At 47.6% G+C, this 21,102-nt stretch carries 21 protein-coding genes and 1 pseudogene; 6 read left to right on the forward strand and 16 right to left on the reverse strand.

Features of this window, described 5'->3' with window-relative positions:
- Positions 1–891, forward strand: coding sequence for a TniB family NTP-binding protein (locus tag CIK78_RS02980; protein WP_176483352.1), 891 nt, complete (start codon positions 1–3; stop codon positions 889–891).
- A 1,771-nt stretch (positions 892–2,662) separates the two neighbouring features.
- The gene (locus tag CIK78_RS02990; protein ID WP_096277095.1) at positions 2,663–3,550 is read left to right on the forward strand and encodes a hypothetical protein; all 888 of its coding nucleotides are present in this window, start codon (positions 2,663–2,665) and stop codon (positions 3,548–3,550) included.
- 146 nt (positions 3,551–3,696) lie between these two features.
- Here the strand turns inward: CIK78_RS02990 and CIK78_RS17745 are convergent, their stop codons facing one another.
- The 13 genes from CIK78_RS17745 to CIK78_RS03050 form a co-directional block, all read right to left on the reverse strand.
- A complete protein-coding gene (locus CIK78_RS17745) occupies positions 3,697–4,035 on the reverse strand; it encodes a hypothetical protein (protein ID WP_141393021.1) in 339 nt (112 codons plus the stop codon).
- A 56-nt stretch (positions 4,036–4,091) separates the two neighbouring features.
- Entirely contained in the window at positions 4,092–4,592 is a 501-nt protein-coding gene (locus CIK78_RS02995; RefSeq protein ID WP_141393022.1) for a hypothetical protein, read from the reverse strand.
- A gap of 132 nt (positions 4,593–4,724) precedes the next feature.
- Positions 4,725–5,687, reverse strand: coding sequence for a porin (locus CIK78_RS03000; protein WP_086961201.1), 963 nt, complete (start codon positions 5,685–5,687; stop codon positions 4,725–4,727).
- A 320-nt stretch (positions 5,688–6,007) separates the two neighbouring features.
- Positions 6,008–6,622, reverse strand: coding sequence for an ATP-binding cassette domain-containing protein (locus CIK78_RS03005; protein ID WP_016239123.1), 615 nt, complete (start codon positions 6,620–6,622; stop codon positions 6,008–6,010).
- Positions 6,622–7,386, reverse strand: a complete 765-nt coding sequence (locus CIK78_RS03010) for an ATP-binding cassette domain-containing protein (protein ID WP_016239122.1) — start codon at positions 7,384–7,386, stop codon at positions 6,622–6,624. The genes CIK78_RS03005 and CIK78_RS03010 overlap by 1 nt, the downstream gene beginning before the upstream one ends.
- Positions 7,379–8,191 (reverse strand): alpha-D-ribose 1-methylphosphonate 5-phosphate C-P-lyase PhnJ, encoded by an 813-nt coding sequence (locus tag CIK78_RS03015; RefSeq protein ID WP_048766754.1) that lies wholly within the window; start codon positions 8,189–8,191, stop codon positions 7,379–7,381. The genes CIK78_RS03010 and CIK78_RS03015 overlap by 8 nt, the downstream gene beginning before the upstream one ends.
- The gene (locus CIK78_RS03020) at positions 8,188–9,201 is read right to left on the reverse strand and encodes a carbon-phosphorus lyase complex subunit PhnI (RefSeq protein WP_016239120.1); all 1,014 of its coding nucleotides are present in this window, start codon (positions 9,199–9,201) and stop codon (positions 8,188–8,190) included. Before CIK78_RS03020 ends, CIK78_RS03015 begins: the two co-directional genes overlap by 4 nt.
- Positions 9,201–9,758: a phosphonate C-P lyase system protein PhnH gene (gene phnH, locus CIK78_RS03025; protein ID WP_048766753.1), complete on the reverse strand. Its 558-nt coding sequence runs from the start codon at positions 9,756–9,758 to the stop codon at positions 9,201–9,203. The genes CIK78_RS03020 and phnH overlap by 1 nt, the downstream gene beginning before the upstream one ends.
- Positions 9,759–9,762: 4 nt before the next feature.
- On the reverse strand, positions 9,763–10,188 hold the full coding sequence (phnG, locus tag CIK78_RS03030) for a phosphonate C-P lyase system protein PhnG (RefSeq protein ID WP_081194694.1): 426 nt from the start codon (positions 10,186–10,188) through the stop codon (positions 9,763–9,765).
- Positions 10,189–10,200: 12 nt separating this feature from the next.
- Complete coding sequence (locus CIK78_RS03035; RefSeq protein WP_019282989.1) at positions 10,201–10,716, reverse strand: hypothetical protein; 516 nt, start codon at positions 10,714–10,716, stop codon at positions 10,201–10,203.
- Entirely contained in the window at positions 10,709–11,533 is an 825-nt protein-coding gene (locus tag CIK78_RS03040; protein ID WP_016239116.1) for an ABC transporter ATP-binding protein, read from the reverse strand. Before CIK78_RS03040 ends, CIK78_RS03035 begins: the two co-directional genes overlap by 8 nt.
- A 2-nt stretch (positions 11,534–11,535) precedes the next feature.
- Positions 11,536–12,594, reverse strand: coding sequence for an iron ABC transporter permease (locus CIK78_RS03045; protein ID WP_096277100.1), 1,059 nt, complete (start codon positions 12,592–12,594; stop codon positions 11,536–11,538).
- Positions 12,591–13,685: an ABC transporter substrate-binding protein gene (locus CIK78_RS03050; RefSeq protein WP_096277102.1), complete on the reverse strand. Its 1,095-nt coding sequence runs from the start codon at positions 13,683–13,685 to the stop codon at positions 12,591–12,593. Before CIK78_RS03050 ends, CIK78_RS03045 begins: the two co-directional genes overlap by 4 nt.
- A 23-nt stretch (positions 13,686–13,708) precedes the next feature.
- On the opposite strand from CIK78_RS03050, the gene CIK78_RS03055 reads away from it, so the two are divergent.
- Positions 13,709–14,695 (forward strand): LysR family transcriptional regulator, encoded by a 987-nt coding sequence (locus tag CIK78_RS03055; RefSeq protein WP_225734538.1) that lies wholly within the window; start codon positions 13,709–13,711, stop codon positions 14,693–14,695.
- A gap of 291 nt (positions 14,696–14,986) precedes the next feature.
- On the opposite strand, the gene CIK78_RS03060 is transcribed toward CIK78_RS03055, so the two are convergent.
- Positions 14,987–15,367 carry a hypothetical protein gene (locus tag CIK78_RS03060; RefSeq protein ID WP_226938656.1) on the reverse strand — a complete coding sequence of 127 codons (381 nt, stop codon included), beginning with the start codon at positions 15,365–15,367 and terminating at the stop codon, positions 14,987–14,989.
- On the opposite strand from CIK78_RS03060, the pseudogene CIK78_RS03065 reads away from it, so the two are divergent.
- Positions 15,361–16,931 (forward strand): annotated as a pseudogene (locus CIK78_RS03065) (IS3 family transposase). The gene CIK78_RS03060 and the pseudogene CIK78_RS03065 sit on opposite strands and share 7 nt — an antisense overlap.
- Before the next feature lie 444 nt (positions 16,932–17,375).
- On the opposite strand, the gene CIK78_RS03075 reads toward CIK78_RS03065, so the two are convergent.
- Positions 17,376–18,032 carry an SOS response-associated peptidase gene (locus tag CIK78_RS03075; RefSeq protein ID WP_096277108.1) on the reverse strand — a complete coding sequence of 219 codons (657 nt, stop codon included), beginning with the start codon at positions 18,030–18,032 and terminating at the stop codon, positions 17,376–17,378.
- A 427-nt stretch (positions 18,033–18,459) separates the two neighbouring features.
- On the opposite strand from CIK78_RS03075, the gene umuD reads away from it, so the two are divergent.
- On the forward strand, positions 18,460–18,909 hold the full coding sequence (umuD, locus tag CIK78_RS03080; protein WP_225734540.1) for a translesion error-prone DNA polymerase V autoproteolytic subunit: 450 nt from the start codon (positions 18,460–18,462) through the stop codon (positions 18,907–18,909).
- Positions 18,906–20,180, forward strand: a complete 1,275-nt coding sequence (locus CIK78_RS03085; protein WP_096277112.1) for a Y-family DNA polymerase — start codon at positions 18,906–18,908, stop codon at positions 20,178–20,180. The genes umuD and CIK78_RS03085 overlap by 4 nt, the downstream gene beginning before the upstream one ends.
- A 467-nt stretch (positions 20,181–20,647) precedes the next feature.
- Here CIK78_RS03085 and CIK78_RS03090 read toward each other — a convergent pair whose 3' ends face one another.
- Complete coding sequence (locus CIK78_RS03090; protein WP_096277114.1) at positions 20,648–21,091, reverse strand: TIR domain-containing protein; 444 nt, start codon at positions 21,089–21,091, stop codon at positions 20,648–20,650.
- Between the last annotated feature and the right edge of the window lie 11 nt (positions 21,092–21,102).

Raw genomic sequence — 21,102 nt, forward strand, 5'->3', positions numbered from 1 at the left:
ATGGCCCATTTTGATCACCTCAAGCCAGAGATTGCTGAGACACTCACCTGGACGACGGAAGACCGCATTTATTTCGCTCAGCAAAACCATTGGATTTCCTATCCTAGGGCCAAAGAAATCATGACCCGGCTTGAGGATCAATTAGCACATCCCCGTGTACAGCGGATGCCCAACACGTTGCTGGTCGGAGAAAGCGGGAATGGAAAAAGTACATTAATCGACCGTTTCAGAGAAAAGCATCCTGTGAAGATTCTTCCCTCTGGAGAGCCATTAGCACCTGTCATTGTTATGGAAATGCCCTCCGAACCAAATGAGGGGCGTTTTTGGACTGAGTTACTTCTGTCATTAAAGATAGCCCACAGAGATACGGATCCCGTGCAGCGTAAGGAGAACCAAGCTATTTCGGTATTAACTTACGTACAAGCCAGGATGCTCATTATTGATGAAATCCACAATGTGCTACATGGAAGTGCAAGACAACAGAGGCATTTTCTAGGAATGCTTAAAAGATTGAGCAATAAGCTACAGCTTCCGCTTGTAGCCGTCGGTACGCGTGACTCCATTCTCGCGCTGCACACCGATACTCAACTCTCAAGTCGCTTTGAGCCGCTGGCACTACCTCGATGGCAGTTAGATGTTAGCTTCTTGCGCCTCTTGGCCAGCTTTGAACGCTTACTGCCATTAGCTGAGCCCTCTCAGCTGTCTAGTCAGGATATCGCGATAAAGCTACATAGTATGAGTGGGGGCACCATCGGCGGCGTAGCGACCGTGCTTAAAAGAGCGACCGTTAAAGCGATCCGAGATGGTAAAGAGCATATAGACGCTAAGCTTCTTGATAACATCGGCTGGGTTAAACTCTCTGATTATGGCAAGGAGGCGCTTAAACTGTGATCAGAGGAAGCTGGGCGATCATGCTATCACCAGCTAAGAATGAGCTGTTTACTTCGTGGTTGATGCGTAGCGCCTTTGCTCACGGCCTGACCCCCTATCGGTTTGCTAATTACTGGGCTCCATCTATTCCTATCTGGAGCCGTGACATTGATCGTAGTGCCAGTGATGAGCTGCTCTATACCGTGTCGCGCCACTCAGGTTTTGATGTTGCGTCAGTCGAAAGGATGACATTACGTTCAATTGAGCAGAGTTTGGTAAAAATTCATCGTCAGGGAAATGTCCCCTTTCTTCTGTCAGCGGGGATATCTAACAAGGTACGTACCCAGCACGGCCTCCAATATTGTTCCGAATGCTTCAAGGATTATGGGGCCATCTATTATCGTGACTGGCGTTTAGGGTTTATGGTTGTTTGTCCTTACCATGGCGCCATGATGAGCGATGCTTGCCCACGTTGTGATGCGCCATTGATGCCACATCTAAGTACCGTGCAAAGAATGGATCGCTGTACGGTATGTGGGGTGTCGCTTCTTTCTCGCAAGTTACCAACCTTGTGCTGTTCTCCATTAGTGTTAGCTCTTCAATCCCAGCTACTGAAATTAGCGAATGGAACTCCGACTAACTTGCTCCCACAAGCGTCCACCAGTCCGGAAGCTCTGAGTGTCATTCGGGTAATGGCAGGCGTGCTCGCTAATTCGCTACAGCATGATCGACTGAGGCATCATTACGACTTGAAACCCTTCCATCGTCCTTCAAATCAGCGTTGCTTGTATGAGCATCAGCGTGTTGCCTATAGGACTGCAATTTTGGAAACCTTGGCATATTGGCTTCTTGATTGGCCATCGTCATTCCAAGAAGGTTCAAGTGTGCTTGGTCTAACTCAGAGGACATTCATAAAATCTATAATGCCTGCTTTTTTTGCTGAGCAGTTGTCATATCTGCCTGTGGGGGTACGAAGAACGCGCAGCACGAATCAGCAGCCAAAAGGCCCTTGTCTAAATCGGTGCCGACGAACTGAGCTTGTACAGTTCCGCCAGGAAAGAGCTCGACATATATTAAGTTTTTTAGGATACCCATTTTTGTGAGTCATAAGCCCCACTTGCAGTGTGATGACTGTGGTCGATCCATGCTTAAGGCGCAAAGGCGCTACAAAGGGAGCGCTTACTGCTCGACATGTTATGCCCGTGAGTTTAAGAAGAAGACTTGCACTAAATGCGGCGAGTCAGTGCGAGCCCATAAGTATGAAGAGAACCCGGTCTGCGGTGAGTGCCTCAGGCTGCACCGTGTCTGCGCGCGCTGCGATAAGCCGCTGCCGAGAGCCGGTTATCTTATTGGTCACGCTGCGTTTTGCAAAAGCTGCGCTCCGCATGGGCGAGAGGAACATACCTGTTCCCGTTGTGGATGTCTTTCTAGCAGATATTCACGCATCACTAATGGTGAACTTTCAGAGATTATCTGCCAGGCATGCGAAAGGAAGGCCTGCGCATTTGTAACCTGCTCGGTTTGTCGGAAATATCGTCAGCTCCATCAATATGATGTTGAAGGACGAGCTGTTTGTAGAGATTGCAGCGGGCCATATCCAAAAACTCACTCATGTCCTGACTGTGGAGCAGATACTCCCGGTGGTGGCAACGCCCCTTGCCAAGACTGTTCTTTAAAACGCCGTTTAGACCGACGAATAATGCTGAACCTTGAGTTATTTGAAGCTTCTTGGTGTAGAGCGCTATTTCTTGAGTTTTGCTCTTGGGAAAGGCTTCCTAGGCAAGCGGGAAATATGACGACGCGAATAGATAGTTATGCGCGTTTTTTGGTCATACTCGAACGGAATACTTTGTCCGTCAGAGATATTGATCAGCAACACTTATTCAATTTATTTGGAGCTGAAAAGCTTCGCCGTTCTTTTCATGTGGTGAATTTCTTAGTAGAAAAACTAGGCATAGAGTGGGATAACGAAGAGAAAGAGCAAGCGATTGAAAATAAGAGGATTAATGATATTTTGCAATGTTATGAGAAGCAGCCTTGGCATCGTGAGGTCGTCGACTATGCAAAAGAATTGAGTGAGAGAGTTACTTACAAAGAGACACCAATCAAACCTTTGACTGTTAGGAACTATCTGCGAGCAGCTATAGAGCTATTGATGTCAGCCAAGGTATCTTCCATTCAGGAACTTCCCGAAGAAGCTATCGTATCTCATGCTAAGAAAAAGCCAGGGCATTGTGCTTCCTTAGCTGTTTTCAGAACCTTTGCCAAAGATAAATACGCCGTTAATCTCGTGTTACCTGAGAAAAAAAATAAAGGGATAAGCAATAAGCAACACGTTAAAAAAATTAAGGCAGTAATGGAAAAGCTTGTTTCAACACCGAACGAGCGCGAAGCTAAAGCTTTAATGCCTGCAGCAATTTCAATGCTTTATCAGTTGCCATTAAAAAAGGTACTTATGCTTCGCTGTGCACACGTTGTGCAATCCAGCCGAAAGGTGTTCATTACTGTGGATGATGAGCGCTACGAGCTCCTCGGGCCGCTGCCTCATTTAATGAAGGTAGATCAGTTGGGAATCGACCCTGAGGCTTTTATCTTTGCTGGCAGAAGCCGTATGCAGCCTATGAGCACGGGAACTGTGCGGTACCATGTAAAAAAGCTTGAAGCGCAAATAGGAATGTAAGGTGTAGAGCTTGGCCAATGTGAGCCCTATGATAATTCGCATGATAACCATTTGTTATCGCTGACAGGCTGCCACACCTTTGCCATTTTTTTATTCGCATCAAATTGGCTATTCGCTCTAGTGGTCAATACTGATGCCTGTGATTGTTAAATCCGACCTCGCGCTCCACCACCTGAGGAACCGGGACCTTCTACATATTCGAGGTTCAGATCAACTTCAATCCGAACAGGAGGAATACCATAAACCTCATCTTCCAATCTCGACTTTGCATAGTTATTAAGTGCAAATCGCTCGCACAGGTGTCCACCTTCTCGCCATTCTGATTTTGAAAGTCCAAGTACAGTGACTAATCCCAAGCCAGCATGGTAGATTTTGTAAGGCATTGAATTTTGGCTTTCCCTTGTGCCATGAATTATCGGCTCTTGCCAAAAAAGCTCCAAAAAATTTCGCTGCGGTTCAGTAAGATTAGAAATCGTTTGATTCACCATCCCCTTAAAACGATTTTTTTCGAACTCAATAAAAAGTGGACGTACTACAGGGCTCAGCTGGAAAAAAACTCAGCAGCGGGTGCTTGATGTATTTTTGTGATCCAACCCGATTTGCTCAGCCAGCTAACTTCCTTTTCCCGGATATCCATGCGCTGCTCTGATTCAACCAATTCCCGAAGAACTCTGAGTTCTTTGGGATTGAGGTGTGGCAGGGTCATTCTCACCTTTTTTTTAAAGTTGGCCAGATCTCTCTCTTTTCTTAAACTAGCCTTTCGATCATTCTGCAAACTTAAGATCTTGAGACATCCAATTTCAAGCAACCTGACTACAAGGTATGAAACGGAGAACGCTCCAACTGTCAGGAAAAGAATTATGTAATCATCGGGAAAGCCAATATTAGAGAATAGTTTTGAGGCTGGCCTCCAGAGCAATAGAACAAGCAAAACCGTACCTAGTGCTCTAGCTGCTGATGTTACAGATGAGATCGAATCAAAGAATCTAATAGCCCATTCAGGCACAAAACCCCCTAAATTTAACGGTTTATGAGTGCGCATGCGTGCCTTTCTGGCAACAAGCACCTAACTATCTATCTGTAATGCTTCGTTAACTTAGGTGTCCAACATATCCCATTCGTCACCTAGAACCCAACGCAGCGCTGATAACTGTATTAATGGGCTCTGTGAAACTTAGAAATCGTATCGAACCCCTAAAGCCCACCAATCCTTATCAATCGCATTGATCTCCCTATCTGTACTGCTAGCATATTCTAAATATACAAACATTGGATCACTAAGCCGGTAGCTGCCACCCGCAACGTATTGGACGTCACTCAAATTCATGTCACTATTTTCCATATAGCTGACGTTCCCGTATATTTTGCCTTCTGAGTAACTAAAAACGGGTGCTATACCATAATGACGAATATCTCCCTGCTCTTCAAATAACGCACCGACACTTAGCTGTGGAGATATTTTGTAGGTTACGCTTGCCCCGAGTAGAGCATCATCATCACCTTCTGCTTCATCATAGCCAGCGGCAAAACGTACCGGGCCTGTTTCATAGGCTACATATCCCATTAGGTTAAGTGTTTCTTCTTCACCTGCATCTTCATCTTCTGGATCGAGCTTTCCAGCGACACCCAGGCTGAAGCCATCGAAACTTTGGGATTCAAAAGAGATAGAGTTTCCACGGGCGCGGGCACCACCTTTTGCCAAGGCTCGCCAATCCACAGTATTTCTTACATTGATAACCTTGGATATGTTCTGATAATAGATGGAGTCAAAGTTACCAACCTTTACGGCTCCGACGTCTTCAAATCGTAGCCCTACATATGTGTTCCTTATATCATCAATGACGTTAGGCCGTGCCTCGTCACGATCATTAGCGGTGAATCTAAACTCGGCTCTTATAAAACCCTCTAGCTTAGGATTTATCCTATGTCCAGCTTTAAAGCCAAGGCGTGAACCTTCTTCACTAATATAGTCGTTACCGTCATCGTTGTTTAACGTCAAGTGTATACGGCCATATAGGTCAAAGTAAGTTTCTCCGTCTTCATACACATTGAATGCCTGTGTGGTTCCTGAAAACCCTAAACCTGCTACTAGTGCCAATGTAGAAATGCCATGGCATTTTTTGTTGTTCAACAACATGTTTACTCCCTGATTTATCTTTTTGAGTTTGTTTTTACACTGCCGTGAGATTTTTTTTCTTTTTGGCCCTCCTCTTTTTTATTAAATGTTGTATGGCGTAGGCATTAATAAGCCGCTCACTCAGCCAAAGCGGGAGACTTTTTCATTGAATTTCCTTTGCGAGAAATTCTACTTTAAAGCACTACGGTTTGGTGGGGGGATTACCAGTGTGACTGAGGTATCGGCATGAACGAAGTTTAGGCAACCTACACTCAACGCAGATCCCAATAAAATTTTTTTCATTATGAGTACTTTTCCAGGTTAAATTAAATGTAGACGGTTTAACCGTCTAAAGAGATTGACTGATCCACCCAACTGGCACTCGTATGACTGGTGTAAATAACCAGTTTCTGAGCGGCTTTAGCCTGTAATAAAAGCGTGCTCACCTGATGACTACGCTCTGGATCCAATCCTGTACAGGGCTCATCTAAAAGTAAGATTGGAGGAGAAGAAAAATAAGCGTGAAGCAACATAAAACGCTGTAGTTCACCACCAGAGACATCACAGGCATAGCGAGAGAGTAAGCTAGGAGAGAGGTCCAGCAGTCTTAGTCCGTCGAGTACTGTCTTTGTGGGGACTAGAGCAAACCAATCCACAAGTTTTTCGCGAGGTAGTACGGTAGGATGTTGCCCTACGTACGACATTAATCGTGAGCGTAGAAATGCAAAGTGGGCGGGTGTCATTGTGCTTGGTGTGAACTGCTGATCGTGGGTTCGTATGCACAAGTGTGCCGTTCCTAAGCTTCGACTTCCCCAAATTCGTGAGAGCAAAGTCGATTTTCCTGAGCCTGACGCTCCCCAGATCTGTACGATCTGCCCTGTTTGTGCCGTTATGCGAAGTGGCCCATGATGTATGCCATTGCCTTCATACTGCAAAATCACAGTTGGTTTATTCATTAAATCATTGCCTTAACAAGAGCTTGGGCGATGAGATGCTCAGGCTCAGTAAGCAAACGATCCATAATGGATTCGCTGACGATGCGGCCTTGATCCATCACGATGGCCCGATCAGCAATGAGTCGAGCTAGACGTAAGTCATGAGTCACAAACACCATGGCAGTCTGTGTTTGGTTTCTCAAATTAGAGAGCACATCTAAAAAATCTGCTTGAGCGACTGAGTCGAGACCAGCAGTGGGTTCATCTAAAAATAAAATGCTCGGCTGATGGATCATGGCCGCAGCGATTTGTACGCGTTGGCGCATCCCTCCCGAAAAGTTCTTCACTGGCTCATGTAATCGTTCTGGACATAAACCAAGTCGCTGGCCCCATTTTTGTGCTTGTTTGAGTGCATCAACCGCACGGTTGTCACCTAAATCAAAAAGACGACGTACGATATTAGTGGCGGCACTTTGTCTCAGGTTTAGGGTTGTGCTGGCATCCTGAGCCACATAGCCACACGCCCGCCGACGTAAAAGGTTAGTTTGATAAAGACTGGTACGTAGTAAATCCTGGCCTAAAAGGGAAAGAGCCTGACAGTTGTTAGATAGCTGTCGTCCAGCAAGTATATTCAGAAGACTTGATTTTCCAGCACCTGAGGGGCCGACTAAAGCGAGAACCTCGGAAGGATAAAGCTTGAGGTGACAATCCGACAAAATACGGTGCCCAGCTATTTCAAGTGAGATAGCCTGTGCTGTCAGCACGGGATCTGGCAAGCTAAACATGAGCGCGCTCCTTGCATGCTTCGGAGTCGGAACATACCCAATGGGGGGTGTTTGACGTACCAATATTATCCAAATAATGAATAGATGAGCCGCAGATACAACATGCTGTATCGACTTTTTTCAGGCTAGCAGGCAGGTCAACAAAAGCTAAGTTTGCTAAGGGTGTATAGGCAGGCAATGCATAAATTCGTCGCTCGCGTGCGGCGCCAAAAATCTGAATAGCAGGCATCATCGCCATGCGGGGGTTATCCATAGCAGGAATAGGCGACGGTGACATTAAGACCCCATCATTAACAATCACAGGGTGGTCGTATCCTAAGCACGCCTCATCTTGTTGCAACCATGTTTCAAATAGAGCGCTTAACACGACACCGTAATCATGATGTGCGTGCCGTGTCAGTGCTTCGGCCGCATCATTAATAAATCCACGTAGAGGGTCAGGTCGAGGAACTTGGTACACCACAATTTGCTCTTCCCGCAACGGGCTTTCAGGGACTCGCTGACGCGTTTGAATGAGAGTAGCCTTTGAGCTTGTTGTCGTAATTGATATGTTTGCCGTTTTAGTAAAAAAATCCGCGATATTCAGGGCATTAACGGTATCATCCGAACCATGATCGACTACCTTTAACGTGTCATTCGGTTCTAATAAGGCAGCGGTAATAGCCATGCCTCCTACCCCCCAACCATAGGCAATGGGTAGCTCAGGAGCTGAGAAAGGTATTTGACGTCCAGGTAGACAGAGTGCTTTTAGGGTTTTACGACGTATTTCTTGTTTGGACGGTAGATCAAGGTAGGCATAATTCATATTTCCTCCTTAGCCTGAACTCGGCGTAAACGCGCTAAATCAGCATCAAAGTCAGAGTAATGAGGTAATTTCAAATGGCTGACATAGCCGGATGCAGCGACTCCGTCGGTATGCATGAGTGCATCACTGGTAGCACCCTCAATTTTAAAGTGCTGATCTACGATTGCCATGGCGACGGCTTTACGCTCGTTAGCTCCAAAAGCAATACCAAAACCCGCTTCTAAATGTGGAGATGAGCTAAAATTTGGAGCCACAGTAGTGCAGGCAGTTAACTCAACCTCACCAATGGATACGGTTAAATTGAGGTCTTCCAGCTCTACGAATATTTCAACGCTCCCTCTCATTAATTGCGCTACATAGGGATGACTCGTTGAGGCTTTACGCAAACTCTCGTAAGCTAATCCAGTTAAGTAGCCTTCTTCGCCACGAGCGAGATGAGCGAGACGCTCGCAAGGATCAGGTAAAGAAGGCAAAACAGTTCGCGTAATGTCTATCGGAGCTTTAGATATTTCGGTGCGGATAAGATCTGCGTACAGTGGCTCAGAGCTAGAGGGCGATGAGGGAGCTGTTATCACTGATTTAGGTAACTCGCACTGAGGGCGAGAGTGTTCTAAATCCATATTCAGTAAGCGGTGGGTGTAGTCGTAAGTGGCGCCTAAAATTTGCCCTCCAGCCAACTCTTTTTGCGTGGCGGAAATGTGGCGACTGTAATGCATTGTTTTTAGATCTATGTTTTGGCTTGAGCCAAAATTGGCTAATTGCGCGCGATGAGCACGTACGAGAAATACCGCTTCGGCAATGTCTCCCTGAGCTTGCTTAAAGGCAATAGCAGCAAAACGTCGATCGTATAAGCCCCCCTCACTCATGATCCGATCAAGAGCTAACGACATTTGTGCCATGATTTGATTAATTTCAATCTCGGGGATTGTGTCGTCGCCTCGGCGACTCCGTTCTACGGCTATACGGGAAGCAGCAATTGCTTGTTCACCACCCTTTACTGGTACGTACATTAAATGATCTCCAAAGTTAAGTGACGTGGTAATACAACCAGCTGCGTGTCAGCGCATAGTAGTAGGTCCACTCCACGCGGGTAATCGGCACGAAAAGCAATATGATCAATGACTACATTTTGATGTAACCCTGAAAAATATAAAGTGTGTGGTTTGTTGAGTCCTGCACCGGTGGCTCGTATAGCAAGCCCCCCGTTTGTAGGTGATATGGCGGCTATTTCCATGACAAGGGTTGCCCCACTTTCAGGCGCCTCACGGCTTCCTGCTGGAATATGTTGTAAGTGATGCCGTTGAGAACCTGCAAAAACCCATTCGGGAGTTTGGCTCAAGGTTGCGCCTGTATTCAAAATACGGCTTGTTAATTCCTTATTTTCCACCTCAATAGCTACCGTCGTTTGGCTGTCTAGAAGGCAGTCAACGATGCAATGAATAGCACGCTCTTCTAGTTGCTGTATGCGCATTGGGTAACCAAAGGCATGCAGTAGTCGCCGATAAGTACGCGTCTGCCGATGTAACTCATCGTCATGTCTGTGCTCAGATCGTAAAGGTATTTTCATGATTCTAAGTTTTTTGTGTGGTGTAGAAACGTACAGAAGTAGCAGCCGTCAGCTGCTCCCTCTCAGCCTTTTTTAGCTCTAACTGTTGGCGTATAGGGTGCAGCACCAGCTCACGTTGGTGGGAGGGGGCCGTTTGTAGAAAGGCGTCTAGATAGGCCGCTAACTCCGCTTTGCGTAGATCGGAGCCCAAATGTACTGCGTAACCTTGAATTTTCCCAATAGCGATTACGCAGCGAGTACAAGAAGCCTCACCAAACTGAAATGACACTGAGGCCTTACAAGCTTGTGTATTGAGCTGCACCAACCCCGTTTCAGGGCCAGCGAGTTTTTGTATAGGCACACCCGGATTGTAAGTAGCCCAGATATTTTCCAGATAATCTCGGTTAGCTCGGGCAAGTAGCCCGAGCCAAGTTTGACGTTCTTGACTCATGGCTATGACTTATTACGATAATACGGTAGCGTTGTAAATATCTTCTGCGGGCTGGACTAACAAGCGTTCTCCCATTTCGAGCTTCATTTCAGCCAAAATGATCTCTTCTTCTGGTGAGCGGTCTTTCTTGCGTGCTAACTGAATGAACTCGGGGCGTACGTGTCCGGGACGGATGGTGATTTCAACAGCGGTGCCACGGTACTCGAAACGGAAGTAATAACGACCACCGGGGGACTCTTCTTCTTCGAGCCCTACTGAGTTATCAACAATGTAGCGACCCTCAGTAAGACCGCGGGTAACAAACTCAATCGCATCTCTACCCCCTGGGCCTCCAAAGGCTGTGACACAGCGAATTTCACGTCGTTCAGGCAAACGACCATTATCTAGCAAGGGCCAGGCTCGCTGCATAACTTTTAGCCCGTGGGCTACACCACCCGGATAACCGGCACCGTGGTATTTTAATAACTCATCAAAGTGGACTGTAAATTCATGTCCATTTTCCAGATAGGAGATTGTATCGTTACTCATTGTATTTACCTTTGTTTAGAGGATAAGAAATGGGCATATCTTGATCCGGTTCACGTATTCCAAAAACCGGGCAGATTGTGCTTTGAAAATGTTCTCCCGTTTGCACCATTAGACGGCGTAGTCTGACGTTGTATAAACGGGATAACTCAGACTCGGTTAACAGCTCATCAGCTGGACCAAATTTAATCTGATCGTTGGTGTGCATCAGCAGTACTTTGTCTGCGAGATGCAGAGCGTGTTGCGGATGGTGAGTGGTAAAAACGACCGAATGGCTACGTACTCGGCGTAACTCGAATAAGACGTTAAGCAATAAGTCCTGATTAGCTAAATCTAAAGCTGAAGCCGGCTCATCAAGTATGAGTACCTCAGCACCAGTAGCTAAAGCACGAGCAAGCAACACTAATTGGCGCTCGCCGCCGGATAGAGAGCCATATAAACGATAAGCAAAATGCCCTCCGCCTACTTTTTCCAATGCTTCAAGAGCTAGCTTACGATCCCGCTGTGAAGGAAGGCTGAACATGGGAAGCAAGGCGGCTCGTGCCATGAGTACCACATCGAGGCAACAATGGTTTTCACTACCGTATTGGTATTGAGGTACATAGCCGATGAGGTGGGGTACCTGCCGTTGTCCTTGATCTAAACGTTGTGAGCCTAATAGAGCTTTTAGCAACGTAGTCTTACCGCGTCCGTTTGGGCCCAAAATGGCCAACGTTTCGCCCTTTTGTACGTTAAAACTTAAATCCTGAAAAATCACACGTTCACTAAAACGTACGCACGCTCCAGTTAAACTGAGATGAGAGGTAAAGACGGTTTGCATGATTAAGCCCTTTCACGTCGACGAGTGCATAGTAAGTACACAAAGACGGGGGCGCCAACTAGAGCTGTGAGTACGCCTAAAGGAATCTCTGCAGCAGTTAAACTACGAGCCAACGTATCAGTCAAAATCATGAAAGTGGCACCCAGCATAAGACTCGTGAAATAGAGCCGGCGGTGATCTTCGCCTACTAACATACGAGCAAAGTGTGGGATTACGAGTCCTACCCACCCCACTACGCCCGATGCGGTTACGCAGGCGCCGATAATGATAGAAATCAACGCGAAGACGATCATCCGGGAGCGTGCAACATGGATGCCAAACGACTTAGCTTCGTCGTCACCCATAGCGAGTACAGCAATGCGATAGCGCATTCTATTCAGTAGGTAAATGCTGGCAATGAGTATAGGAGCAGTTTGTGCAAATTTTTCCCAACTCGCCGTTGCAAAGCTTCCCATCAGCCAAAAGACGATGGCAGGTAAACTCGTTTCTGGATCCGCGGCATATTGAACTAACGAAATACCTGCTGCAAATAAAGCATCAATAACAATTCCAGCAAGCACAATAGTCATCAAAGTACGACCCGCCATATTTGAAATCAGCACTACTAAAAACAGAGCAGCAAATGCTGATACAAACGTAGCCCCCATCAGTAGCGGCCCCCCTACTCCAGCCAAAATTGCCAGTGATCCTCCTAATGCTGAACCTGAGGATAAACCTAGCACTTTAGGTGAAACGAGAGGGTTACGAAATAAGGTTTGTAAGGCTACCCCGCAGATGGCAAGCCCAGCCCCACATACTCCTGCCAATAATATGCGCGGCAAGCGTACATTCAAGATCACCAACGCATCCATATGCTGTGAGTTATCACCTCGTAAGGCTGCATATAGGATGGCTACAATCTCATCTAGCGCTACGCTGTATCGACCTACTGATAGCCCGATTAGCACAGTCGCTATAAGCAGTAGGGACAAAAGAGGCCAATGACTAGCACGCCAAGTGCTCAGGGTAACTGGCTCAACCATTTCTGAGGACGAGTGAATCGATCGCGTATATGTGTTCATTGTTTACGAAACACTTGATAACCGTGACTGTCGCCGTTCATAGCAATACGCAGAATTCGATCTATCTGCTCATCCGATAGGTCAAAGTTATAAAGTAATTTGAAGCCTTCTTTTAATTCGTGACGTAGGTCAAAAGAGAAAATATCGGGATGAGTAAGATTGGCCAGCCACATCCATGTGTAGGGGCTTTCATGGGAAGCACTATCCCAGATATATCCACCTTGAGGTGTCTTATAAACGCGTTTTTGTACGGCGGCATTTAAGCGAGAAAGTAATGGGTCGTCGTATATCGCTTCTAATCCAGCATCCGTCTCTGCTGCGGAAAGTAAGATAATATCTGGGTTCCATTCAAGAATCTGTTCCACGCTAACAGTGCTTTGTACGCCAGCTCCTTGAGCTACATTTTTAGCGCCAACCAGCTCGATGAAGGTTTGTTGATAACTTTTCTCACCAGTAGCAGTCAACTTGGATTTGGCAGAGCGCAAATGCAAAATGCTTGGTGTTGCATGAAAGCCTACTTGTTTTAAACCAGTAGTAATTTCACTTTGTACACGGTCACGCCAATCAATAAGCTTTGACAGTTTTTCAGTATTACCCGTGATATCAGCCACCATTTTCATATTGGCTCGGGCCAGCTCTTCTGTACCCGCATTGCCACCGCCTACCATTAGAGCAACGGGCAAACCTGCATTGCGAAGTGGAGCTACGATATCATCGCCGCGCTCACCCCACTGGATGACTAAATCCGGTTTAAGTTCTGCGATGGCCTCTACGTTGGGCATCCAACCACCGTTTTCCGACAAAATGTCACTGGAGATATCAACAGCTTCAGGAAACATAACGCTCATCATACCGCTCTCAAAGGCTCGTTTAGAGCCCTCATTCATACCCACTAACAGCTCGGTAGAACCATCTATTGCGATGAAGGTAGCTGCAGCTGGATTGGGCAGAGTAATGATACGTCTAGGAGGGGCTTCTAACTTAATTTCCTGTCCGGTTACATCAGTAAAGTTAAATTCTTGCGCTGACAAGTTACCTGATAACAAAGTTGTCGCTACTAGCACGGCAAAGCAACGGGGTATTGAGGTCATAACCTCTCCAATTAAGAATGAGATTGACTATCATTTTGATTAAAAATATTATAGCCAGTGTTTCATCAATTGGAATCGAAATGTTTATGACGGTGCGTGAAGTAATTTCGAACAAGCTAGCAGCAGTGTCTGTGCGTGACTTGCTTTTAGTTGAGGCCGTCGCAATGAAACGTAGTTTTCGTTATGCGGCCATAGACATGGGTATTTCGACCTCGGGCTTGTCTTATCAAGTAAAAAAAGTAGAGGAAATTCTCGGACAGCCCATTTTTGAAAGGGGGAGTAAAATAACACCCACTGCCTTTGGAAAGGAAGTTTTAGACTTAATCGCCGTAATTTTAGAAGGCGTGACTCGGCTTGAGGGGTTACGTGATGATGGCTTAGCTCTTCCCTTTGGGCAAACCTTACGTATTGGAGTGATTTCCTCACTGGCACCGGATAACTTGTTACGGATTATCCAGATTTGTGCTCACCGTTCAGGTAAAACTAAAGTCGAGTTGGTTAGTGGCAAGCATCAAGGTCTGTTACGGCGTTTACAGAACCGTGAAATTGATTTGCTAATTAGTGCAGCACAGTCGGTTCCTGAGGGGATGGCATATACAAGCTTATTCAAGGAACACTTTGTCTTACTAGTGCGAGCCGATAAACTTCAGCCTGAACTCCATCCTCTTATGCTCTGTGAGCCTGGATTACTACCACTTAGCGAGGATGATTTTGTTCCATCGCTAATTACTGAAGGCTTAAGTAAATTATTAAGCTCCGGCTTGACTCGTACATATGGCCTTGGTGTTGAGCATCGAATGGCTTTAGTTGCCGCAGGTTATGGTCATGCATTATTGCCGTATGGCTGGGTAAGAGATGTACATTTACCGGATCATTTAGCAGTGATGGAGCTTCCTCCCGCTTTATCGGCAGAGCGTGAATTAGGTTGCTTTTGGCGTCACTCATACATGATGGGGAGTCAAATTTCTCAGGCTTTTAGTGAAGCATGGATTACCTCTGCTATCAGGTAGTCGCGCCCATTATTCCTATGCTTTTGAGGCGAAATGGCTGATGCTGACATGAGTAGCCTCGCAAATAATGGTTATTAAACCCACGTGAGCATATTCAGACTAACATCAACGCCGGTAAAGGCATGGCCCTATGGGGGGATAGCGGGCGACCCATTGCACATGACATAGCCCCTTTCCACGGATAGCTCTTCATAATAACTTAAGTCACCTTTAGGGGGAGCTCTGATTATCTTTTTTGCTCGTTTGAAGCGTGTCGATTGTTATTGCCACTACCCCATATTGGTCTACTCACTATCCATGTGTGACTCCTCGCACCTCATCTAGAGCGGCATCAATAACGAGATCAGGGTCTGTAGCTATCAGATCCTGGGGCCTTAGCCCGCCAAGATAGCTGTTTATCGACTGAAACCAAAAGGCCATTCCCCATCCGTCTTTATCCTCTTTGAAGATGTCGATGATTTTCGACATGACGCGATACGGTCGGTAGCCAGCATCCTTCTCAAGCCCAAACGCTGGGTAGTAATCGGTGCCGTGGTCATTGATAGTAAAAATATCACCTTGTTGTTTCCACTGAGCAGGATGAACACTATCCCCCTTTGTCAGCCTTGTTGTCCGGTTGGTGATATCGCCTAAATCTAATCCAGAGGGAGCGGCATGGAGTCCTTGTGCCACGTTATTCCGCAGAGCGTAAATCAGCCGTCCTGAAGAAGTTGTTACCACCCCATAATCACAGTGTGGCATCGGTAGCAACAGAGGAAGGCATCTCTGACGCGACGCTGTATAGTTGGCTAAAACAGTGTCGAGTAAAAGGAGTGCCTGTGCCGGGTTACACCCAAGGCGACAGCGAATGGTCGCCCGACGCCAAGCTCGCCGTGGTCATCGAAACCGCCACCCTGTCAGAGGCGGAGCTTGGCGCTTACTGCCGCGAAAAAGGCCTTTATCCCGAGCAAATTCAACAGTGGAAAGCGGCTTGCCTCGAAGGCGCTGGTCGGCAAGAAGACCAGGAAAAAGCGGCGCAAAAGCAGCGTAAAGAAGACCGTAAGACCATCAAGCAACTCAAAGCGGAAGTGCGGCGCAAAGACAAGGTAGTGGCTGAGACGACGTCGTTACTGGTGCTCTCAAAAAAGCTCGAAGCCTTGTACAGCGAAGATCCCGACAGCGGCGAGGACGACTAACGCCGCTCGACGAACGTGCAAGGCTTATCGCGCTATTTGACGAAGCGGTTATGGGGGGCGCTTCCCGCTATCAAGCAGCCGATATTATCGATGTAAGCGAGCGCACACTAAAGCGTTGGCGATCTGAGTGTGGCGCTGTTGTTGAGGATCAGCGTCCACAGGCGGCACAAGGGAGGCAGCCGCATCAGCTGACGCATGAGGAAAAGCAGACCATTTTGAACACGTGTCATCGTCCCGAGTATCAGAGCTTGCCGCCGTCTCAAATCGTGCCCTTACTGGCAGACAACGGCGTCTATCTGGCCTCCGAATCGTCGTTTTATCGGGTCTTGAAAAAGCATCACCAGCAGCATCATCGTGGCCGTACGAAAGCACGCCGCACAGTACCCGCGCCGACCAGTTTTACGGCGACAGGGCCGAACCAGGTTTGGAGCTGGGATATTAGCTATTGCGCCTCCGTTGTACGAGGCCAGCACTGGTATCTCTACCTGATCATGGATATCTACAGCCGCAAAATCATTGCCTGGGAAGTTCATGAGACGGAATCGGGCGACTTGGCTAAACAGCTGATGGAGCGTGCATTATTGCGTGAGAAATGCTGGCATCAGCCGCCGGTGTTGCACTCGGATAATGGCGCGCCGATGACGTCCTATACGCTCAAAGCGAGGTTAACCGAACTAGGGATGTTGATGTCTTACAGTCGACCGAGAGTAAGCAACGACAACCCTTACTCGGAAGCGCTGTTCCGTACCGTCAAATACTGCCCAGCATGGCCCACCAAGGGCTTTACATCGCTGAGCGCGGTACGAGAATGGATGTTGGTGTTCGAGCGGGCTTACAACGAACAGCACCTTCACAGTGGCATCCAATATGTCACGCCAGCTGACCGGCATCGTGGCGTTGATCGAAAACGCCTTGAACGTCGTAAAGCGGTTTATGAAAGCGCTAAGCGTCGCTATCCGAAACGCTGGTCGGGCAGCACCCGAAACTGGGAGGTCACTGGTTCAGTGTCGCTTAACCCAGGGAAAGTGCAGGAAATCGAGCGTAATAAAAAGGCTGCTTAAGTGCAGCCATTTGGACAACTGGGTTGAAAATCACCGCTATCACCACGTGAGCGGACGCCTGGCAACTGCAATATCTCATCGACAGTTAACCAATCGCCGCTTTCCATCACGGCTCGACGCGCTCTTGCTTCCATCTCAGCTTCGCGCAAACTAGTTGGCGTGGTCATAATCTTAGGCACCCTTATTTTGGGTATGTACTCTGGTCCATTATCCTGGGGGCTATACTAATAAGTTAGCCGTCGCGGAAGTGATCGTCGTGGTACTTGAGGCTAGCCATGCATAAGCGGCCGATGATGGATAACGTCTAACCACCTTACGGTGTTCAACCTACCAGTGAGATAGCTTTGTTGGCTCCTCACTTTGAATTTGTTCTTCCTTCCTATGGCTACAACCTAGCGGATAGATAAAAGCGCTGGAAAACTATCAATCTCAAGATCAGAAACGCTAGAGAGGATTGATCAGCTCATCACCTTGTCCCTCGGAAGGTTTGTTAACAGCCGTGCTAACCGGCCAATGTTCAACTAGTCCCGCATCGATATGCCGCACCATGCTGCGGATTGTCTCTTTATCCGTCAGGTCAGTAGCAAGCCAGTGTTCAAGACTGTCGTCGTCCAAAATTAACGGCATCCTGTCATGCACATCGGCAGCACTGCCTCGAGCTGGCTCGGTGAGAATGGCACATCCTAGACCTCCATCATCCCGTTCTGCGTAGATAGCGGCGAAGTATAGGGGCTCTCGATCCCTTCGGCACAGATAATGAGGCTGCTTAGGGGGCGTGTTCTTGATCCATTCGTACCATCCGTCAGCGAGTACGAGGCACCGGTGTTTAGCAAATGCCGATTTGAAAAAGTTATTAGTCGCAACGGTTTCAACTCGCGCATTTATGGGTTGCGTGCCTTTCCCTTTGGCCCACGATGGGCGAAATCCCCACCACACCTCTTCAAGCGTGGGAGCAGAGTCCTCAGACGCCTGCCGTATGCTCGCGATCCAGGTACCCGGCGCCACATTGTAGCGCGGTCGAATGTCGCGCTCAGACATAACCGCACCGACCTTTTTGGTCAGCTCAGGTATCGGGGTGAATAAAGCAAATCGTCCGCACATAGCTGCAGGATAGACGAGAATTGGCCATCCAAGTCAGCCTACGCACCAAAATCGCGGTGCCCTCATCTAACCACCGTCAAAATAAGGTGGGCTTGCCAACACGATAAGACCAACGAATGAAGAAGAGTGCTTGCGATTCACTAGGCTGATCGCTTATTGTCAGCCCTTAATACTGTATATATTAACAGCTATATAGGGAGGCGCTTATGAGCAAGAAAACTTACCCACGGTCTATGCAACGGCCATTCAGTAGTCCCCGTACTCTTCCAGTTATCGTTGGAGGATTTCCTCTTCAACGGGATGATTTGAGAGAGGAAGGTACGCAGTTGTTGGCGGTTTGGGGGACTGAACAAGACGCGCTACTCGCACCGCTTGAAAACATTGAGGTGCATCTACCAGGCACATGGCGAGCGATGGGGAGCATGGCATGAGTATGCATTTCACCATTCTTGGACGCGTCGACACCATGGCTCGACCGCTAAGGCTGCCTTTAGCGGGTGGCGAAGTCCGCGCTGGTTTCCCGAGTCCCGCAGACGATTATGTCGAGGTCGAATTAGATCTTATTGCCCATTTGATTAAGCACCCTAGTGCAACGTTCTTTCTGCGAGCCAAAGGCACCTCCATGGAAGGCGATGGCATTAAAGATAATGCGTTGTTAATTGTCGACCGGTCTATCAATCCTCAGCCAGGCCATATCGTGATCATGAGCGTGGACGGCGAGCTGACGTGTAAAAAGCTAAGCATCATGGGCAGTCGGCCGTATTTGGTGGCCTCTAACCCAGAGTTTAAGCCCATCCCTCTCACTGGGCATGATTGTCACAATTGGGGTGTGGCCACCCATAGCATCCAACCGCTAGCACCCGGTTTCACCGTATGATTGCCTTGGTCGACTGCAATAATTTCTATGTCTCCTGCGAACGAGTCTTTGCTCCCAGGTTGGAAGGCCAAGCTGTCGGCGTTTTGTCGAATAACGACGGCTGCGTGGTCGCGCGTTCGCAAGAAATCAAAAACTTAGGTGTGGCAATGGGAATGCCTGCCCATCAGATTGATCCGCATATTCGTCGACAATGCACATTGCTCAGCTCAAATTATGCGCTTTACGGTGATATGAGCAGCCGCGTTACTGATGTTCTCTCACAGCATACGCCTCACGTGGATGTATATAGCATTGATGAGTCATTTCTATCGTTTGAGGGCTTTGAACCAGACACATTAGAAGAACGATGCCAATTAATGCGACAGCAAGTTAAGCGAGATACAGGTATTCCGGTTAGCGTTGGCTTAAGCACTAGCAAAACGCTTGCAAAAATTGCCAATCACCGCGCTAAAAAAGAAAGTGTTTTCAATGGCGTGGCCATGATGGACCCTAACAGCAGCGACACCCGGGAATTCCTGGAGCAGCTACCCGTTAATGAGATATGGGGGGTAGCAGGTCGCAGTGCAGCGCGGCTTCATACTCTAGGCATAGAGAATGCTTGGCAGCTGCGCACCGCCAGCTCTAAGCATTTGCGGCGCCATTTCAGTGTGGTCATGGAACGTCTGGTTTATGAGTTGAGGGGCGAAAACTGCATATCACTCGACGACATGAGCCAACCAAAAAAACAGATCATGGTGTCCCGCTCCTTCGGCCGGCTCACGACGAACAAAACCGATCTGCACGAAGCCCTACGCGTGCACGCATCACGTGCTGGTGAAAAGCTACGACGACAAAACGGCTTGGCGCAGGCATTGATGGTGTTTGTTCACACCAATCGCTTTCGGCAAGATCTGCCGAGCTACAGTAAACGGTTAGTAATACCGCTACCTCACCCCACCGATGATAGCCGCGAGCTCATCAAAGCTGCCATGGCAGGGCTAGAAAGAATTTTTAAAAAAGACATCTGGTACCAAAAATGCGGGATTATGCTCATTGATTTGTGCGATCACGACAATGAACAACTAGGGCTGCTCGCCGAACCGATCAGTGACGAGAAACGTGCTCGTAATGAAAAATTGATGGCCACGCTCGATAAGCTCAATCGCGAACACGGAAAAAATACCGTCCGGATTGGCATGCCTCGCAAACAGAATGCTTGGGAATTGCGTTGCGAGCACCGTACACCACGCTACACCACACGCTGGGAAGAGCTAGCAGTGGCCAAAACCTAGAAAAGAGCTGCCATCCCTGGCACTCCTACCTCTTTTCACTACCAATAATCACATCCCTGTTGTGACGCATTCGACGTGCTAAAGCGGCGATCCTGGGCGTCACACTTTCACCCTAGCCTTTATCAAGCCATTTTTATGTAAGCGATTGACCACAGCGTTTGTAAGCAATGGCTTACAACAATCCGTTATGCAATGAAACTAAAAACGATTGGCGATATGTGTGCCACTAACCCAATTGGCAGCAACTAAGCCAGTGGTACTTCAGCTTATTCTGATGGATGGCAAAGACACCTGATCCGATTCAGGATAATTCGAGCAGTTAGCACGTGACATTTTTCCGCTAAAACAAGGGTTCAAACGCAGGATCGCTTGGTGAATAGGTCCCCTGGTAGCCTGTATGATTTCAGGCGGGGCATCAGAATTCATCTTCGTTAATTAGCTCAAAGGTGTGGTCGCTTAAATATCGCTCAAGGTTTTCCAGCAGCCTTGGCGGCTTCTTCAACCCATACTCCAAGGTTTTCACGACCATTATCTGTATTCCAGCGGTAGTGCTTGTATCCTTGGATCTTCATGCCGCAGAAGTCACTTGTTTGTTTATTGAAATCTGGGATTTTACTAATATCTATAGTCAACAATCCGTTGCCCCGTTTGATACTTTTCTCTATTTCGTATTTTACCCATTTACTTTTATCAGTATTGGCACCTATAAGTACGACTGTCACAGTCGTACCGATAAGCTGGGCATCTATCCATGCTTTTACCGTGCTATCACCTGTGCGCTCTAACTTCTCGAACTCTGCTTTGTCGATGAATCCAACTTTAGGGTTGGCATTGATCACGTTACTGTTACGGACATTCATCGCTCTCAGAACGTCGTCGTACTGGAAACTAAAGAAAACCTTTCTAGCCATGGGGACACCTT

This window comes from Halomonas sp. JB37 (genome assembly GCF_002332255.1).
GTDB classification, from domain to species: Bacteria; Pseudomonadota; Gammaproteobacteria; order Pseudomonadales; family Halomonadaceae; genus Vreelandella; species Vreelandella casei.

Coding starts and splice junctions, on each gene's coding strand:
- CIK78_RS02980 (WP_176483352.1), top strand. CDS start 1: ATGGCCCATTTTGATCACCTCAAGCCAGAGATTGCTGAGACACTCACC.
- CIK78_RS02990 (WP_096277095.1), top strand. CDS start 2,663: ATGACGACGCGAATAGATAGTTATGCGCGTTTTTTGGTCATACTCGAA.
- CIK78_RS02995 (WP_141393022.1), bottom strand. CDS start 4,592: ATGCGCACTCATAAACCGTTAAATTTAGGGGGTTTTGTGCCTGAATGG.
- CIK78_RS03000 (WP_086961201.1), bottom strand. CDS start 5,687: ATGTTGTTGAACAACAAAAAATGCCATGGCATTTCTACATTGGCACTA.
- CIK78_RS03005 (WP_016239123.1), bottom strand. CDS start 6,622: ATGAATAAACCAACTGTGATTTTGCAGTATGAAGGCAATGGCATACAT.
- CIK78_RS03010 (WP_016239122.1), bottom strand. CDS start 7,386: ATGTTTAGCTTGCCAGATCCCGTGCTGACAGCACAGGCTATCTCACTT.
- CIK78_RS03015 (WP_048766754.1), bottom strand. CDS start 8,191: ATGAATTATGCCTACCTTGATCTACCGTCCAAACAAGAAATACGTCGT.
- CIK78_RS03020 (WP_016239120.1), bottom strand. CDS start 9,201: ATGTACGTACCAGTAAAGGGTGGTGAACAAGCAATTGCTGCTTCCCGT.
- phnH (WP_048766753.1), bottom strand. CDS start 9,758: ATGAAAATACCTTTACGATCTGAGCACAGACATGACGATGAGTTACAT.
- phnG (WP_081194694.1), bottom strand. CDS start 10,188: ATGAGTCAAGAACGTCAAACTTGGCTCGGGCTACTTGCCCGAGCTAAC.
- CIK78_RS03035 (WP_019282989.1), bottom strand. CDS start 10,716: ATGAGTAACGATACAATCTCCTATCTGGAAAATGGACATGAATTTACA.
- CIK78_RS03040 (WP_016239116.1), bottom strand. CDS start 11,533: ATGCAAACCGTCTTTACCTCTCATCTCAGTTTAACTGGAGCGTGCGTA.
- CIK78_RS03045 (WP_096277100.1), bottom strand. CDS start 12,594: ATGAACACATATACGCGATCGATTCACTCGTCCTCAGAAATGGTTGAG.
- CIK78_RS03050 (WP_096277102.1), bottom strand. CDS start 13,685: ATGACCTCAATACCCCGTTGCTTTGCCGTGCTAGTAGCGACAACTTTG.
- CIK78_RS03075 (WP_096277108.1), bottom strand. CDS start 18,032: ATGTGCGGACGATTTGCTTTATTCACCCCGATACCTGAGCTGACCAAA.
- umuD (WP_225734540.1), top strand. CDS start 18,460: ATGAGTATGCATTTCACCATTCTTGGACGCGTCGACACCATGGCTCGA.
- CIK78_RS03085 (WP_096277112.1), top strand. CDS start 18,906: ATGATTGCCTTGGTCGACTGCAATAATTTCTATGTCTCCTGCGAACGA.
- CIK78_RS03090 (WP_096277114.1), bottom strand. CDS start 21,091: ATGGCTAGAAAGGTTTTCTTTAGTTTCCAGTACGACGACGTTCTGAGA.